The organism is Thermaerobacter sp. FW80, assembly GCF_004634385.1.
Classification (GTDB): Bacteria; Bacillota; Sulfobacillia; order Thermaerobacterales; family Thermaerobacteraceae; genus Thermaerobacter; species Thermaerobacter composti.
Genome location: NZ_CP037895.1, coordinates 75,930 through 90,857 on the forward strand (window position 1 = coordinate 75,930; position 14,928 = coordinate 90,857).

The window sequence follows — 14,928 nt, forward strand, 5'->3', positions numbered from 1 at the left end:
AAGCCCCCATGACGGCGGGTCGCGACGTGGACTACGACGACTTCATCGCCGGCATGCCGGCCGACTTCCCGCCTGAGCCCCTGGAGGCGAACGAACCCGGGTTCATCATCTACACCAGCGGCACCACGGCGAAGCCCAAGGGCCTGGTCCACGCCGGGGTGGGCTTCCTGGTCGGCACCTACGCCAACGTCAAGTGGTCCCTCAACCTCCAACCCGCCGACATCTACTGGTGCACCGCCGACGTGGGCTGGCTGACCTTCCCCATCTTCGCCCTGGTGGGCGGCCTGGCCCACGGGGCGACCCACGTGGTCTACGAAGGCGCCCTGGACTTCCCCGACCCCGGCCGGTTCTACCGGATGATCCAGCAGTACCGGGTCAACAAGGTCTTCACGGCGCCCACGGCCCTGCGGATGCTCAGCCGGGCGGGGGCCGACTGGCCGCAGAAGTTCGACCTGCGCAGCCTCGAGCTCATCGCGCTGGTGGGCGAGCCGCTGGATCCCGAGACCTGGCACTGGGTCCGGCGGCACGTGGGCGACGGCGCGGTGGAGATCAACAACACCTACGGCCAGACGGAGACGGGGACGGCGTGGATGTCGGGCATCGCCGGCGTCACGGCCTCGCGGCCGGGCTCCTGCGGCCTTCCCCTGCCGGGCTACCGCTGCCAGGTGGTGGACGCCGAGGGCCGGCCGGTTCGTCCCGGGACCACGGGCTACCTGGTGATCACCGACCCCTTCCCCTGCCTGGCGCGGACGATCTGGGGCGATCACCAGCGGTACCTGGACACGTACTTCGCCCGCTTCCCCGGGCGGTACTTCACCGGCGACGCCGCCATGTACGACGCCGACGGCCACCACTGGGTGCTGGGACGGGTGGACGACGTGATCAACGTGGCGGGCCACCGCCTGAGCACCATGGAGATGGAGAGCGCCCTGATCAACCACCCGCTAGTGGCCGAAGCGGCGGTGGTGGGCATGCCGGACCCCGTCAAGGGCACGGTGCCGGTGGTCTTCGCGGTGCTGCGCAGCGGGGTGACGCCACCGCCGGACATCGAAGAGCAGCTGCGGGAGGAGATCGTCCGCCGGATCAGCCCCATCGCCCGCCCGGCGCGGGTGTACGTGGTCGACGCCATGCCCAAGACCCGCAGCGGCAAGATCATGCGCCGCCTGTTGCGGGAGGCGGTGACGACCGGCAAGGTGACGGGCGACACCACCGCCCTCGAGGACCCCGAGGTGCTGGAGCGCATCCTGGCGCGGGTCGAACCGGCCGCGGGAGGAACCAGTTAGGTTCATGGGTGCCCACACAGGGGGAAGCGCGTTTGCAGTCGCCGCAGTGACCGCTGTCTCACGCGCACCGTGGCCGTTCATTGGGCCAAAATAGGAGCGTCGCTGTGCGACGCTCAACGTGCACCGGTTCCGGCATTCTCGTCGGTCGCCGCCTCGGCCTCCAGCTCCTCCAGCACCGCCACCGCCCGCCGCACATGGGGGATGGTGATCGACCCGCCCACGATCAGGGCCACGCCGAAGATCTCGAAGAACTCGTCGCGGGTCACGCCCTCCTTATGGCACTGGATCATGTGGTAGGTGACGCAGTCGTCGCAGCGCAGGACCAGCGACGCCACCAGCCCCAGCATCTCCTTGACCTTGCTGGACAGCGCCCCGGGCTTGTACGCCTGCCCGTCCAGGTTGAAGAACCGGCGCACCACCAGGTTGTCGTGGGCCAGGATCTTCTCGTTCATCTCGGTGCGGAAGCGATGAAAGGCGTCGAGCCGCTCGCCCATGTGGTCACCCCTCCTTCCACCCCTCCTTCCGCCGGCCTGTATCGCCGGCGAGGTGTCCCGGGGTCCGGCCGCTAGCGTACACCTCCGGCCCCAGGGTTCGCACACCCCCCACCCGCCCTCCGGGCGGCCGAACCAGGGAGCCCTTCCAACCACGGGGGCCCCGGGGCCCGATCGAACGAAGGGATGCCGGTCGAACGGACCGGCGCCCGCAAACCCGTTCAGGAGCCTCGACGGGGGGCCGCTCGGGTCGGTGGACGGCCTGCAACCGCAACCGGGCAGCAAGGGGAGACGTGCGGTGCGGCGTCGGGCCGCGTTCGTCCCGAACCAGCCGCCGCCCAGCCCCGGCGCCGTTGACACCGCCCCTCGCCCGCACTATCTTGGTCGCCAGGAGCATTCCAGATCCCGCCGGGTGGTGGCCAGGATTTCGACGGACGAACCCCGGCGGACGAACCCCGGGAAAGAAGGCAGCTTCCGTGGCCCGACCCGCTTCTCCACCGGCGGCGACATCCCAGGGGGTCAAGGGAGAGGGTGGCGTCCACCACCGCCAGGGTGGGACCCACCCGTTTCCATTGGCCGTCGGGCGCGGCTTGCGCTCCACCTTCCGGGTGCTCGCCGACCTGGCCCGCACCATGATCCCCGCCATGATCGTGGTGATGATCCTGGACCGCAGCGGGTGGCTGGCGCGCATCGCCGGGCTCGCCGCACCCGCCATGGCCTGGTTCGGCCTCCCGGGGGGAAGCGCCCTGGCGCTGCTCATCGGCAACACCGTGGGCCTCTACAGCGGGGTGGCGGCGGCGATCCCCCTGGGGCTCGACTACAAGCAGTGGACGATCCTGGGCACCATGCTGGCCATCAGCCACGCCCACCCGGTGGAGGCGTCCATCATCGCGCGGGCCGGCGCCAACCCGTGGACGGTGCTGGCGGCCCGGCTGACCGCCTCGGCCGCAGCCGGCGTCCTGCTCAACCTGGTCCTGTAGCGTGGCTCAACCGGGTGCTGTAGCGTGACTCAACCGGGTCCTGTAGCGTGCCGATGCCCCGAGGGGGCCGGGTCAGGACGTCCGCCGGCGGGGTGCCAAGCCCGCGAAACGGGGGCGAACCGGGGGGACACGCACCATGTGGTTGATCGATGCCGTCGTCGACGGGATAGGGGAGGGGTTCCGGCTCCTCCTGCGGGTCGCCCTGTTCGTCGCACCGGTGCTGATCCTGCTGGAGTGGGCCAAGCTGACCGGGCGTCTTGACCGGCTCACCCACCGGCTGGAGCCCCTGTGCCGGCGCCTCGGGCTGGCGCCGGAGCTGGCGCCGTCCCTGACGGTGGGCGCCGTCCTCGGCGTGATCCTCGGGTCGGGCGTGGTGCTCGAGACCAGCCGGGAGCGGCCGGTCGCCCGGGATCAGGTGACGCTGCTCTTCGTGTTCGTCGGCATCTTCCACGCCATGTTCGAGGAGACCGCGGCCGTGTTCGCCTTCGGCGGCAACGGCCTGATCATGGTCGCCACCCGCTTTGCCTTCGGCGTGGCCGCCTTCTGGGTGTACCGGCGGTGGCTCGACCTGCGGCGGGCCGCCTTGGACGGGCGGGTGCTGGCGCCGCAGCCGGCACGTCACCGGTGAACCGTCGAAGACCAGACCGCCGACGACCGCGGCCGCGGGCAGGGGATGGGCATCCGCCCGTCCCTACCCCGCCTTCCGCTTCTCGATCTCCCGCGCCAGGCTGCCGAAGAACTGGCCCATGATCATCTTGGCCACGCCGCTCAGCACCCGCTGGCCGATGCTGGCCACGGGACCACCCACCTGGGCCTCGCCCTGGTACTTCAGGAGGGTCTCCTCGCCCTGGGGTTCCAGGTCGAGCACCAGGGACGCCCGGACGAACCCGGGCCCGCCCTCGCCCTCGATGTTCAGCCGGTACCGGCTGGGCGGCTCCTTGTCCGCGATGGCGATCCGGCCCTTGTACCGCCCGCGGATGGCGGCGATGCCCAGCTCCAGATCGGCCTCGTAGCGATCCTCGCCCACCTGGACCAGCCGCTTGCATCCCGGGGTGCAACGGGCAAGGATCTCCTGGTCGTTGAGACACGCCCACACGGTGTCGACGGGTGCGGCGATCTTCTGGCTGCCGGCCACCTGCATCCCTGGCACCCCCAGTGATAGTCGCGAAAACTCCCTGGCGAGGACGTTCCACCTCGACAGAAGCCGTGCACCGCGGGGGCTCCGCCCTCGCGGGACGACCCACCCGGGCCCCGCAGCCCGGGCTCGGGTTGCGGAGGCCGCCACCAGCCCCCGTTGCCACGGCGCCCAAGGGACGGCTCATGCCATGGCTCATTCGGTTTTCAGACGAACCGTTCCTGCCGCTGCCGCCGCGGTGCCGGGTCGCCCGGACGGGATCAATCGTCGGAGCGACCCGCGGCCGCACCGTCACCTGCGGGGACCGCTTCCGGCCGGCCCGCCGGAGGCCGGTTCGTCCGGCGCGCAGCGATGATCTCCGCCATGATGGCCACGGCCATCTCCTCGGGCGTGCGGGCCCCGATGTCCAGGCCGATGGGGGCGTGCAGCCGAGCCAGGTCCCCCTCGGTCGCCCCCGCCTCCCGCAGCGCCGCGAGTCGCCGCTCGTGGGTCCGGCGGCTGCCCATCACGCCGATGTAACCGACGGGCGACGCCAGGGCCGCCAAGATCGCCGGCACGTCGAACTTCAGATCGTGCGTCAGGACGCAGACGGCGTCGCGCGGCGAGAGCCGCACGGACCGGAGGTACTCGTCGGGCCACCGGCGGACGATGGCGTGGGCCGCGGGGATGCGCTCCGGCGTGGCGAAGGGCGAGCGGGGATCGCAGACCACGACCCGGTAGCCGAGGAACCGGGCCGCCTCCGCCAGGGCCGGGGCGGGGTGCACCGCCCCGATCACATAGAGCACGGGCGGCGGCGCGAAGGGCTGGATGAAGACGTCCGCGCCGGCCAACCGCTGGCGGGCGGCCTCGTCCCGGGCCAAGAGTTCTCCAGCCCGCCGGGCCAGCACCGCGTCGAGACCGGGGTCACCGGACGAACCGGCCAGAAGCCGCGCCGGGCCGCCAGGGTCGTCCTCGGCCAGCAGGAGGACGGCCCCGGGTGCGGGACCGGTCGGCCCATTGGAGACCTCGTGGTGGGCCTGATGGTCCTCGCGGTGGGCCGGGTGATCCACTCGGTGGGCTTCGCGGTGGTCCTCGCGGTGCGTCTCACCGGGGGTCTCGCGCGCCACCTGAGCCTGGGCCGCCGACGCCGGCTCGGCGGCCGGTCCCAGCACCCGGGCCAGGGCCACCGGGCGACCCGCCGCCAGGGCTTCCTGCAGGTTTCGGGCCACGTCGTGCCAAGGCCCGCGGGCCGGTTCGACCCAGACACGGATGGTGCCGCCGCAGCTGAGGCCCACCTCGAAGGCATCGTCGTCGGTGATGCCGAAGGTCACCAGCCGCGGCCGTCCCGAGGCCAGCACCTCCTGGGCCACCTCGACCACGGCCGGCTCCACGCAGCCGCCCGACACCGAGCCGGCGATCTCGCCCCGCTCGCTGACGGCCATCGTGGTGCCCGGGTCGCGCGGCGCCTTGCGGACCACCTCGACCACGGTGGCCAGGGCCACGTCCCGGCCGGCGTCGAGCCACTGGACGACACGGTCCAAGACGTCGCGCACGTCCCATCGCCTCCTCGGCCTCGGGCCCGTCCCCGGATGGTGCCCCGGCCCCAGCGCTGGGCACCGGCAGGCGGAACCGGCCTCGTAATTGGCTCGTTCTTCCTCCATGGTACCACCACGGCGCAGGGGTCGGGGCGGTGCGGCCGCGGCCCGCTCGTGTTCGGGCAGGAGCCCCGTTCACCGCGTTGAACTGGTAACCACAACCGCATCTGGACGGCGCACGCTCGACCGCATCCCTAAGGGCACACGCAACAGGGGAGGGAAGCGCCATGGCGCACAAGCTGCGCTGGCTCGGACACGCCAGCTGGGAGCTGACCACGGCGGGCGGCAAGGTCATCCTGTTCGACCCCTGGATCAACGGCAACCCCAAGGCCGCCGCCCGCATCGAGGACCTCAAGGCCGACTACATCCTGATCACCCACGACCACTTCGACCACGCCAGCGACGTGGTGGCGGTCCAGAAGCAGACGGGGGCCACGGTGATCCTGCAGCCGGAGACCGCGGCGCGGTACCAGAAGGACGGCCTGCCGGGCGACAAGTGCATCGGCATGAACATCGGCGGCTCGGTCGAGCTGGGCGGCGTGGTGGTCACCATGACCGAGGCCTATCACTCCAGCGAGACCGGGGAGCCGGCGGGGTACATCGTCACCCTGGAGGACGGCAAGCGGGTCTACGACGCGGGCGACACGGGCATCCACTGCAACATGGCCACCTGGGCCGAGCTCTACCCGCTGGACGTGGCCCTTCTGCCCATCGGCAGCCACTTCACCATGGACCCGCGCCAGGCGGCCCACGCCCTGACCTTCCTCAAGCCCAAGGTGGCCATGCCCCAGCACTACGGCACCTTCCCGCTGCTGGTGCAGAGCGCCGACGACTTCGTGCGCTTCGCCAAGCAGAAGGCGCCGGGGGTCGAGGTGCGGGTGCTGGAGCCCGGCGGCACCTTCGAGTTCTAGGCAAGGATCGTGCCCCGGCACCGCCCCGGTGGCCTCGGTGCGGACGCCCCGGGCGCCCGTCACCCGAGCGCCGCCGGCTCGGCGGTCGTCGCCGTCCCGCCGTCGGCCTCGAGGCGCTCCACCACGGCGGGCAGCGCCTGCTCGGCGGGCGCCGCCAGGACGACCTCGGCGTCCAACGCGGGGTGGGGGTTGACCTCCGCCAACACCGCGCCCGCCTGGCGCGCCCAGCGGGGCAGGCTGGCCGCCGGTTCCACCTCGGCGGAGGTGCCCACCACCAGCAACAGCCCGGCGTTCTGGACCTCCGCCCAGGCGCGCAGGAACGCGTGCTCCGGCAGCTCCTCGCCGAAGAACACGATGTCGGGCTTCAACCAGCCGCCGCACCAGCAGCGGTGCCCGCCGCCGCCCGGCAGCCCGGCCAGCCGCCGCACGCTCTCGGCGGCGTAGCGGCTGCCGCAGTCCATGCACACCACGCGCTGGAAGCTGCCGTGGAGCTCGATGACGTCGCGGCTCCCCGCCGCCTGGTGCAGCCCGTCGATGTTCTGGGTGATCACCGCCCGCAGGTATCCCAGCTCCTCCAGTCGGGCCAGGGCGCGATGGGCGGGGTTGGGGCGGGCGGCCGCCAGGTTGTCGTACAGCTGGTCCAGCATGGTCCAGACCCGCTCGGGGTCGCGCCGGAAGGCGTCGATGTGGGCGAACTCCTCCGGGTCGAACCGGCTCCACAAGCCGTCGCGGCCGCGGAAGGCCGGGATCCCGCTGGCGACGGAGATCCCTGCGCCCGTCAGCGCCACCGCCCGCCCGCGATGACGGACCAGCAATCCCGCCAGTTGCGCGGCGGCATCCCCTCTCGCGCTCCCGTCCCCCGGTCGGGATGGGTGCCGCACCGTCTCCCGCCTCCCCCCAGATCAGACGCCCCCGAAGCCGATGGGCCGCGGCCGCCGCGGCTCCCCGGCCAGGATCACGCAGCGCAGCCGCGGACCGGGGATCCAGACCGTGGCCTGATCCGGCAACCCCTCCGGCTCGACGGCCAGCACCTCGGCCAGGGAGTTCGTCCCGCCTGGGCCGTCCACCTTCTCCACGGCCTCGACGGGGAGCAGCAGCCCGCCGTTGTGCCAGGCCCCGGCCTGCAGCCGCACGTGGAGCCGCTGACCGCCCTCCAGGACCACCACCGCCGGCACGCCGGGCAGGTTGGGGTCCACCATGGGGACGACGTCCTCCACCCCATCTCCCTCCTCCGCGCCCTCATGCCCGGGTGAACCAACCCGGATGGAAGGCACGCCCCGTGCGCCAACGCCCGTTGCCCGGCATGGCCGCGGTGGCGTCGGCGGCCCGGCGGCCGCGGGCGGAACCCGCGGTGGCTCCGCCGTCGCCGTTGCCAGCGGGGCGAGCCCCGGGCTCGCCGGCCGGATCGCCCTCCCGGCCGCTCCGGGGAGCCACGGGGTCGCCGGCCGCACCGGGGCTCCGACCGCCATCGCCCCGCCGGTCGGCCTCAACGCTTCCCGACCCGCCTCCCGACCCGCCGCGGACGACGACCACGCCGTCCCGGCCGCCGGAGCCGTCCGGTGGCGCGACGCCGCCGTCGGACGCCGGCGCGCCCGCGGTCTCGCCCCACTTCCCCGGATTCATCAGGTCCAGGGGGTCCAGGGCGCGCTTGATCTTGCGGATGACGTCCAGCGCCGGGCCGAACTCGTCCTGCAGCAGCGGCAGGAGCTTCAGGCCCGTCCCGTGCAAGCACTCCATGTTGCCGCCGCGGGCCTGGGCCATGCGCATCAGGTCGTGCATCAGCTGCTCCATGGCCGCGGCGTCCTCGGGCGTCCACTCGGCGGCCCACGGGCCGGGTTCGTCCGCGGATGCCGCCCCGACCCCCGTGGACTCCGGCCCGCCGGCGCCTGCCGAACCGGCGCCCGCCGCGCCCCCGGCGGCCTGCGCGGCGGCCGGGTGCGCCGCGCTCACCAGCAGGGAGAAGACCTCCGGCCGGCCCCAAAGACCCGTCTCACCGGCGTAGAAGCGCGGGTCCGCGGCGATGCGCGCCAGCGCCTCGCGCCGGTAGGGGATCACCTGGCTGGCCGGCAAGGCGAGGTTGATGTAGTCGAAGGCGCCCTGCTGCCAGCGCCGCCGGGCGTCGCGGGCCTGGAGGATGGGCAGGGCGAACTGCTCGGCGATCTCGTGCCGCCGCTCCCAGAACTCGCGGGCCGGTTCCTCCCCGAGGTCGCGGGCGTCGAACCGCTTGACGATCCGGTCCGCCGCCGCCAAGCGCCCCCGGGCCTCCTCGGCCGCCCCGAAGAAGCCGAGGTGGAGCAGACCGGTGCGGCCCAGGTCGTCTTCGTAGCCGGGCGGAAGCTCCACCGCCGCCGGGTAGTCGTCGGTGAAGTCCAGCAGGTCGGGGATGACCCCGGCCCGCCACAGGGCGCGGACGGCCTCGAAGCCCGGCTCGAAGCCGCGGAAGCGGTAGCTGCGGAAGAGCATCACCTCCGGGGCGCCGATGGCCTGGATCCACGCCCGGGTGACGATCCCCAGGGTGCCCTGGCTGCCGGCGAACAGGGCGCGCAGGTCCGGCCCCGCCGGCGGCTTGGGCACGGGCCGCGTCCGCACCACCTGGCCGTCGGGCAGCACCGCCTCGATGGCCACCACCTGTTGGCCCATGCTGCCCCACCGACCCGCCAGGTAGCCGACGCCGTCGGTGCCGATGGCGCCGCCCACCGTGGCGATGCCCACGCTCCACGGGTCATGGGCCAGGGCGAGGCCGTGGCGGCGCAGGGCGGCGTCGACGGCCGCCAGCGTGGCGCCGGCGCCGGCCTCGGCCAGCATGTCATCGGGGTGGACGACGATGTCGTCGAGGCGCGTCAGGTCGACGACCACGGCGGGCAGCTGCGGGACCGCCGACCCCATCACCCCGGTGCCGCCGCCTCGGGGCACCAGGGGGATCCGGTGCCGGGCCGCCCAGACCACCAGCTGGCGCACGTCCTCCACGTCGCCCGGCCGGACCACGGCCAGCGGCCGCCGGGCGCGCTGGCCGGTTCGTCCCAGGCGGTAGCCGCCGGTGAAGTCCATGGCGGCCCATTCCAGCTCGTGGGGATCCACCGAGACGTGGTGCGCCCCCACGAGATCGCACAGCTCCTTCAGCAGCGGCTCGGGTAGCGACGCAGACTGGGTCACAAGGGAACCCTCGCCGTCCATGCCGATCCCTCCGCTCACCGCTATCTTTACCTTACTCCGGGAGCGGACTGCCAGGGCAAGGGCGGCGGGGGCGGCGGTTCCCGCGGGGCCGGCGGGCAGGGAGACGCCAGACGGGAACGGGAGGAGGGTCCGTCTCGGCCTCTTCAGCCCCGGCCGTGGACCCGGCGTGTCTCCTCGATCTGGGCGATGTGGTGCAGGGCGTGACTGGCTAGCATGGCGATCAGCTCCCGGGCCGTCATGGGAGCACCGAGCGAGGGGGCGACCGCTCCGTCCAGCGATTCGGGCCGGTGCCGCACCAGGGCAGCGACGTGGCCACGGACCGCTGCGATCAGCGCCAGGGACGGCTCGACGGGCCGGTGGGCGTGGCCCAGCCGCTCCACCCACACGTCCTGGTCGTACGGGTTGTTGTTGTACGGCCGGCCCGGTTCGGCCAGGCACATGAGGATTCGGACCAGGCTTGATGCGTCGGAATCGGCGATATGGTGGACGATCTGCCGAATGGTCCACTTGCCCGGAGCCCGCGCCAGGTCAAGTTCCTCGTCGCAAAGCCCAGCGAGGGCCTCCGCGAGGCGCTGGGAGGCGCTGGTGTACATCTCGAGGAGTTCCCCATCGGTCCATTCCGGACCTTGCCAGAAGGACAGCAGGTGCCCGTCGGGGTCCTGGATCACAAGGCTCTGGCTACCGTCAGGTGCTTCTTCGGGTGGCGGAACCGGCAGGCCCTGCTCCACCAGCCGGCCGTAGAAGGCGTCGAGGTCCCCTCCGGGGGCGCCCATGTAGAGCTGGCGACCTTGGGTCAGTTCTTCGTAGACCTCATGGAGCCAGGGAGTGGCGTCGACGCCAGGCAGTGCGAGGGTGAAGGGATGGCCGTCTACCGGGTCGATCACGGCCACGCCGGCAGCGGGGTCGATAAAGCGCACGGTGAACCCCAATCCACGGTAGAAACGGGCGGACCTTTCCAGGTCCTTGACACGCAACAGATGCAGCGACGGCCGGAATGACGCCAAGAGATCCCCTCCCTATCGTCCACAGAGCACGGATGGCGCACGGGCGGTCACCGGAAGGCGGCCGTGCCGGTTCCACCGCGGCGGAGCGCAACAGGAATCGTTCTATGAATGGTTCTACACGCGGGCCCGTGTTACCTTTACAAGAAGCACGCCCACCTGCAAAGGAACACGGTCGCCGGCCCGGCCTGCCACCGACCACCTGTTGTAGTATGGGCGGCTGACCGGGAGCACGCGCAGGGTGAGGCGGGAATCTGGACACTCGGGCCGGAGCGACGGACCGGTCACGCAAAGACGTGATACACTTGATTTCGTGGGGGTGAAGCCCGTGGAGTACCAGAATGTGACCCTTTCCCTACCGAAGGACGTGCTGCGCCGGGCAAAGCACATCGCCATTGAACGGGGGACCTCGCTCTCTGGTCTTCTCACCCAGTTGCTCGAAGATCTCACGCGCAAGGAAGACGAGTACCGCAAGGCAAGAGAGTGCCACCTGGCCATGCTGGACAAGTTCGACCTGGCGACAAAGGGGAACATCGTCGGAAGCCGGAGCGATCTCCATGACCGGTAAAAACGGCGACCGGCAGTTCGTGGATACGAACGTGCTGGTATATGCCCACGATACCTCAGCCGGGGAAAAGCATGCCCGGGCGAAGGCTCTTGTCACCGAGCTGTGGCAATCGGGCAACGGTTGCCTCAGCGTGCAGGTATTGCAGGAGTTCTACGTGACGGTCACCCAAAAGGTCCGAAAGCCACTTCTGCCGGAAACGGCAGCACGGATCATCGAGTATCTTTCGCACTGGCAGGTGCACACGCCGGATGCCGGTGACGTGCTGGAGGCGATCAGAATTCACCGTCGATACAGCCTATCCTTCTGGGACGCAATGATCATTCGCAGTGCCCAGGCACTAGGTAGCAACGTGATCTGGTCCGAAGACCTGAACGCCGGACAGGATTATGGCGGGGTGATGGTTGTCAATCCCTTTTCTTGAAGGATTGCCGTGACGAAGGGATGTTTCACCGCAATCAGGGGAATGGGAGCTCCTGCCTCGAACGCCCTGTGCTATCCTACCTCCTATAAGACCCGCTGACAGATATGACGGGCACCGTTGGCGACATGAGATCGTGGGCCGTCTTCGCCCACTCCCGGCGATGCGCCGATCCGTCTAGCCCGCGGCCCCACGGAAGCATCGCTCGCCCGGTGCTTGGCGATCGTGGCCGGCCGGACCGCAGGGCGGGCCACCGGGCACGGCTCCGTCTGGGGAGGGAATTGCTCCGGTGGACGATCCGTTGGCGAACCGGACCTGTGCAGGCCAGCCGGTGGCAGGACGGACGAACCGCGCCGCGACATATACCGCGACCACACCCCACACCGGGACGCGGAAAGCCGTGACCGCCGTCGGCCACGGGCGCCCGCGGGTGGCCTTCCAGGGCGAACCGGGCGCCTTCAGCGAGGCGGCCGTACGGGCCTACTTCGGCCCGGATGTCGAACCCGTCCCGTGCCCCACCTTCGCCGACGTGTTCGAACGGCTGGTGGCGGGTGACACCCCGGCCGCCATGGTCCCCGTCGAGAACTCCTATGCCGGCGACGTGGGCGAAGTCTACGACCTCCTGCGCCGCCACGCGGTGCGGATCCGGGGCGAGCTTCAGCTGCCGGTCCGCCACTGCCTGCTGGCCCTGCCCGGCACCCGGCTCGGCGACCTGCGGGTGGTGCGGTCCCACCCCCAGGCCCTGACCCAGTGCCGGGAGTTCCTCCACCGCCACGGCCTCATCGCCGAGCCGGCCTACGATACCGCCGCCGCCGCCCGCCAGGTGGCCGAAGCCGGCCGCCGGGACCTGGGGGCCATCGCCTCCCACCAGGCCGCCGTCCGCTACGGCCTCGCGGTGCTGGCCGAAGACATCCAGGACGCGGCCGGCAATGTGACCCGGTTCTACCACCTCGAACGGGAGGAACCGGCGGGGAGGTTGCCACAGGCCGGTGCATCCCCGCAGGCCGGTGCCTCGCCGCCTGCCGGTCCTCCGGCCATGGGCGCGTCACGCCGCCCGCGGGATCCGCAGGGCCCGCAGACCTCAGAGGGCCTGGAGGGCCCGCCAGGATGGCCAGGGCCCCCAAGTGCGGCCGGCCCCACCAGCGTGGGGACACCCGGGACACCGGGGGTACCCGGGGCAGCCGGGGGACCCGGGACACCCGGCTCCCGTGCGAGGCCCCACCTCGTCCCGGCAGGGGTCAAGACCTCCCTGCTCTTCGTCGGCGAGGATCGCCCGGGTGCGCTGTACCGCTGTCTTGGCGCCTTCGCCCGGCGGGAGATCAACCTGACGAAGCTGACGGCCCGGCCGGAACCAGGTGGGTCGTGGCAGTACATGTTCTTCGCAGACCTCGAGGGGAGCCTTGAGCAGCCGCGGGTCCAGGAGGCGATCGACGAGCTGCGACGGCAGGCAACCTACGTCCGCATCATGGGCAGCTACCGCGTGTGGCAAGTCCATGATGCTGACGTCGGGCATTGACTGGGGACATTCATCGGAGCCGTCCTCGAATCGACATTGGATGGGGTGGACGCTGGGGACCGCCTGGCGGTCCTCCCCGAAGACGTTGATCACTCCGGCGGCCAGAACCGTGCCGCTGCCTTTCATGGATCGAAACAAATCCCCGTCCGGGTGCGCCTGCACCAGGGTCTCAAGCTACTGGTGACAGGCCTCGAGCTCGCGACAGACGGCTTCGAGCTGATCCACCAGAAAGACCATGCGGCGAGCCCACAGCGCCACGGTGGCCCTGCCAGTCGACTGCCACACCTTGCTTAACTGCCCCGTATGCCTCGCGTCCTCGAAAACAAACTCAGCACACCTGCGATGACATTCCGCCCGCCAACCCGCGGGGTGACGTCCTAAACTGTCTGTAAACGCGAAGCGGTCTGGGCTACCATCGGTGGCGTCGGAAAACTCGCCCCAGCTGGGGCACACCGAGGAGGACCCAGACCTATGTCCAGGATACCACCCAGCCAGCAGTTGGCGGAGCTGGCCCGGCAGCTGGCCGCGCAGGCCCGGGAGGGTACTGAGGTCGAGGACCTGACCCATGCCCTCGTCCGCCTGGGCGCCCGCAAGCTCATCCAGGAGCTGCTGGAGGCAGAGGTCACGGAGCTTTTGGGGCGCGGACGCTACGAGCGGCGCGAGCCTGGCCAGGAAGGCGCCCGCAACGGCTACAAGCCGCGGACGCTGCGTTGCGCCGAGGGGCGGCTCGAGATCGACGTCCCCCAGGTGCGGGGCATGGAGGGACTGTGCCAGCCCACGCTGTGGAGGGCCCTCAAGCGGCGGACGGACGTGCTGGAGCGCCTGGTGGTGGAGATGTACGCCCGGGGCCTCTCTACCCGGGACATCGAGGATGCGCTGGCGGAGCTGGCGGGCAGCGAAGCGCCGCTTTTGAGCCGGTCCACCGTGAGCCGGATCACCGAGGCGCTCCACGAGGAGTTCGAGGCCTTTGCCCAGCGGGACCTGTCAGGCCTCGACGTGGTGTACCTGTTCGCCGACGCCATCTACGAGTCGCTGCGCCGGCAGGCGGGCTGCCGTGAGGGCATCCTGGTCACCTGGGCCATCTTGAGCGACGGCAGCAAGGTGCTGGTGCACCTGAGCCTGGGCAACAAGGAGCGCTACGAGGACTGGCTGGAGCACTTCCGGGATCTGGTGCGCCGGGGGCTGAAGACGCCGCTGACGGTGACGACGGACGGGGCGCCGGGGCTGATCCAGGCGGTGGAAGCCATGTGGCCGGAGGCGGAGCGCATCCGCTGCTGGGTGCACAAGATGCGGAACGTGCTGGACAAGGTGCCGGAGGAGGCGCGGCCCGTGCTCAAGCCCTACCTGGAGGCGATCCGGGACGCACCGGATATCGAGCAGGGCCGGCGGCTGGTGGCCGAGGTGGTGGAGCGGTTCGGGCGGGAGTATCCCTCGGCCATGCGGAGCCTGCAGGAGGACCTGGAAGCGAGCCTGGCGCACCTGCGGCTACCCGCCGCCCACCGCAAGCATGTCCGGACCACCAACCTGGTGGAGCGCAGCTTCGAGGAGGAGCGGCGGCGCGCCAAGGTGATCCCGCGGTTTCGGAGCGAGCGGGAGTGCCTGAAGCTAGTCTTCGCCGTGCTGTGGCGGGCGAGTGAGCGCTGGCGGCGGGTGCAGTTCAGCGAGCACGAACGAAAGCAGCTGGAGCGCTACATCGAGGAGCGGCAACGGCAAAGAGCGGCGCAGAAAGAGGTTTCACCCGCTGCCACCGTGGCATGACCCAGACCGCTTTTACAGACAGTTCGGGACTTGACCAACCCGCGGACAACGGCCCGTCACGCCCACGCCCCTTCGGTTACTCTCACGGTGCACTCCTATAGAAATCCCGCAGGTGCCGA

The 14,928-nt window shown here is 71.1% G+C and carries 15 protein-coding genes; 8 read left to right on the top strand and 7 right to left on the bottom strand.

What is annotated here, in order from left to right; translation table 11 throughout:
* The first annotated feature begins 8 nt into the window (after positions 1-8).
* On the top strand, positions 9-1,283 hold the full coding sequence (locus E1B22_RS00310) for an acyl-CoA synthetase (RefSeq protein WP_243123493.1): 1,275 nt from the start codon (positions 9-11) through the stop codon (positions 1,281-1,283).
* Between the two features lie 113 nt (positions 1,284-1,396).
* On the opposite strand, the gene E1B22_RS00315 is transcribed toward E1B22_RS00310, so the two are convergent.
* Positions 1,397-1,777 carry a carboxymuconolactone decarboxylase family protein gene (locus E1B22_RS00315; protein WP_135224116.1) on the bottom strand — a complete coding sequence of 127 codons (381 nt, stop codon included), beginning with the start codon at positions 1,775-1,777 and terminating at the stop codon, positions 1,397-1,399.
* A 473-nt stretch (positions 1,778-2,250) separates the two neighbouring features.
* Here E1B22_RS00315 and E1B22_RS00320 point away from each other — a divergent pair, with 473 nt between their 5' ends.
* Together E1B22_RS00320 and E1B22_RS00325 are read left to right on the top strand one after the other, a co-directional pair.
* A complete protein-coding gene (locus tag E1B22_RS00320) occupies positions 2,251-2,754 on the top strand; it encodes a nucleoside recognition domain-containing protein (protein ID WP_135224117.1) in 504 nt (167 codons plus the stop codon).
* Between the two features lie 136 nt (positions 2,755-2,890).
* Positions 2,891-3,382 carry a hypothetical protein gene (locus tag E1B22_RS00325; protein ID WP_135224118.1) on the top strand — a complete coding sequence of 164 codons (492 nt, stop codon included), beginning with the start codon at positions 2,891-2,893 and terminating at the stop codon, positions 3,380-3,382.
* Between the two features lie 63 nt (positions 3,383-3,445).
* On the opposite strand, the gene E1B22_RS00330 is transcribed toward E1B22_RS00325, so the two are convergent.
* On the bottom strand, positions 3,446-3,895 hold the full coding sequence (locus tag E1B22_RS00330) for a carbon monoxide dehydrogenase subunit G (RefSeq protein ID WP_135224119.1): 450 nt from the start codon (positions 3,893-3,895) through the stop codon (positions 3,446-3,448).
* A 254-nt stretch (positions 3,896-4,149) separates the two neighbouring features.
* On the bottom strand, positions 4,150-5,421 hold the full coding sequence (locus E1B22_RS13000) for an XdhC family protein (RefSeq protein WP_135224120.1): 1,272 nt from the start codon (positions 5,419-5,421) through the stop codon (positions 4,150-4,152).
* Positions 5,422-5,690: 269 nt separating this feature from the next.
* Between E1B22_RS13000 and E1B22_RS00340 the strand changes: the two genes are divergently transcribed.
* On the top strand, positions 5,691-6,374 hold the full coding sequence (locus tag E1B22_RS00340) for a metal-dependent hydrolase (protein ID WP_135224121.1): 684 nt from the start codon (positions 5,691-5,693) through the stop codon (positions 6,372-6,374).
* Between the two features lie 59 nt (positions 6,375-6,433).
* On the opposite strand, the gene E1B22_RS00345 is transcribed toward E1B22_RS00340, so the two are convergent.
* From E1B22_RS00345 to E1B22_RS00360, 4 genes are all read right to left on the bottom strand, one after another.
* Positions 6,434-7,255: an NAD-dependent deacylase gene (locus tag E1B22_RS00345; RefSeq protein ID WP_135224122.1), complete on the bottom strand. Its 822-nt coding sequence runs from the start codon at positions 7,253-7,255 to the stop codon at positions 6,434-6,436.
* 21 nt (positions 7,256-7,276) lie between these two features.
* Complete coding sequence (locus E1B22_RS12620) at positions 7,277-7,591, bottom strand: hypothetical protein (RefSeq protein ID WP_167758804.1); 315 nt, start codon at positions 7,589-7,591, stop codon at positions 7,277-7,279.
* Between the two features lie 22 nt (positions 7,592-7,613).
* On the bottom strand, positions 7,614-9,548 hold the full coding sequence (locus E1B22_RS00355) for an FAD-binding oxidoreductase (protein WP_135224123.1): 1,935 nt from the start codon (positions 9,546-9,548) through the stop codon (positions 7,614-7,616).
* Between the two features lie 143 nt (positions 9,549-9,691).
* The gene (locus E1B22_RS00360; RefSeq protein ID WP_135224124.1) at positions 9,692-10,552 is read right to left on the bottom strand and encodes a DinB family protein; all 861 of its coding nucleotides are present in this window, start codon (positions 10,550-10,552) and stop codon (positions 9,692-9,694) included.
* 325 nt (positions 10,553-10,877) lie between these two features.
* Here E1B22_RS00360 and E1B22_RS00365 point away from each other — a divergent pair, with 325 nt between their 5' ends.
* The 4 genes from E1B22_RS00365 (at position 10,878) to E1B22_RS00380 (ending at position 14,809) form a co-directional block, all read left to right on the top strand.
* Positions 10,878-11,117, top strand: a complete 240-nt coding sequence (locus E1B22_RS00365) for a DUF6364 family protein (RefSeq protein WP_135224125.1) — start codon at positions 10,878-10,880, stop codon at positions 11,115-11,117.
* Positions 11,107-11,538 (top strand): PIN domain-containing protein, encoded by a 432-nt coding sequence (locus E1B22_RS00370; RefSeq protein WP_135224126.1) that lies wholly within the window; start codon positions 11,107-11,109, stop codon positions 11,536-11,538. Before E1B22_RS00365 ends, E1B22_RS00370 begins: the two co-directional genes overlap by 11 nt.
* Positions 11,539-11,935: 397 nt before the next feature.
* Complete coding sequence (locus E1B22_RS00375) at positions 11,936-13,051, top strand: prephenate dehydratase (RefSeq protein WP_135224127.1); 1,116 nt, start codon at positions 11,936-11,938, stop codon at positions 13,049-13,051.
* A gap of 471 nt (positions 13,052-13,522) precedes the next feature.
* Positions 13,523-14,809 (top strand): IS256 family transposase, encoded by a 1,287-nt coding sequence (locus E1B22_RS00380; RefSeq protein WP_135224104.1) that lies wholly within the window; start codon positions 13,523-13,525, stop codon positions 14,807-14,809.
* Positions 14,810-14,928: the final 119 nt, after the last annotated feature.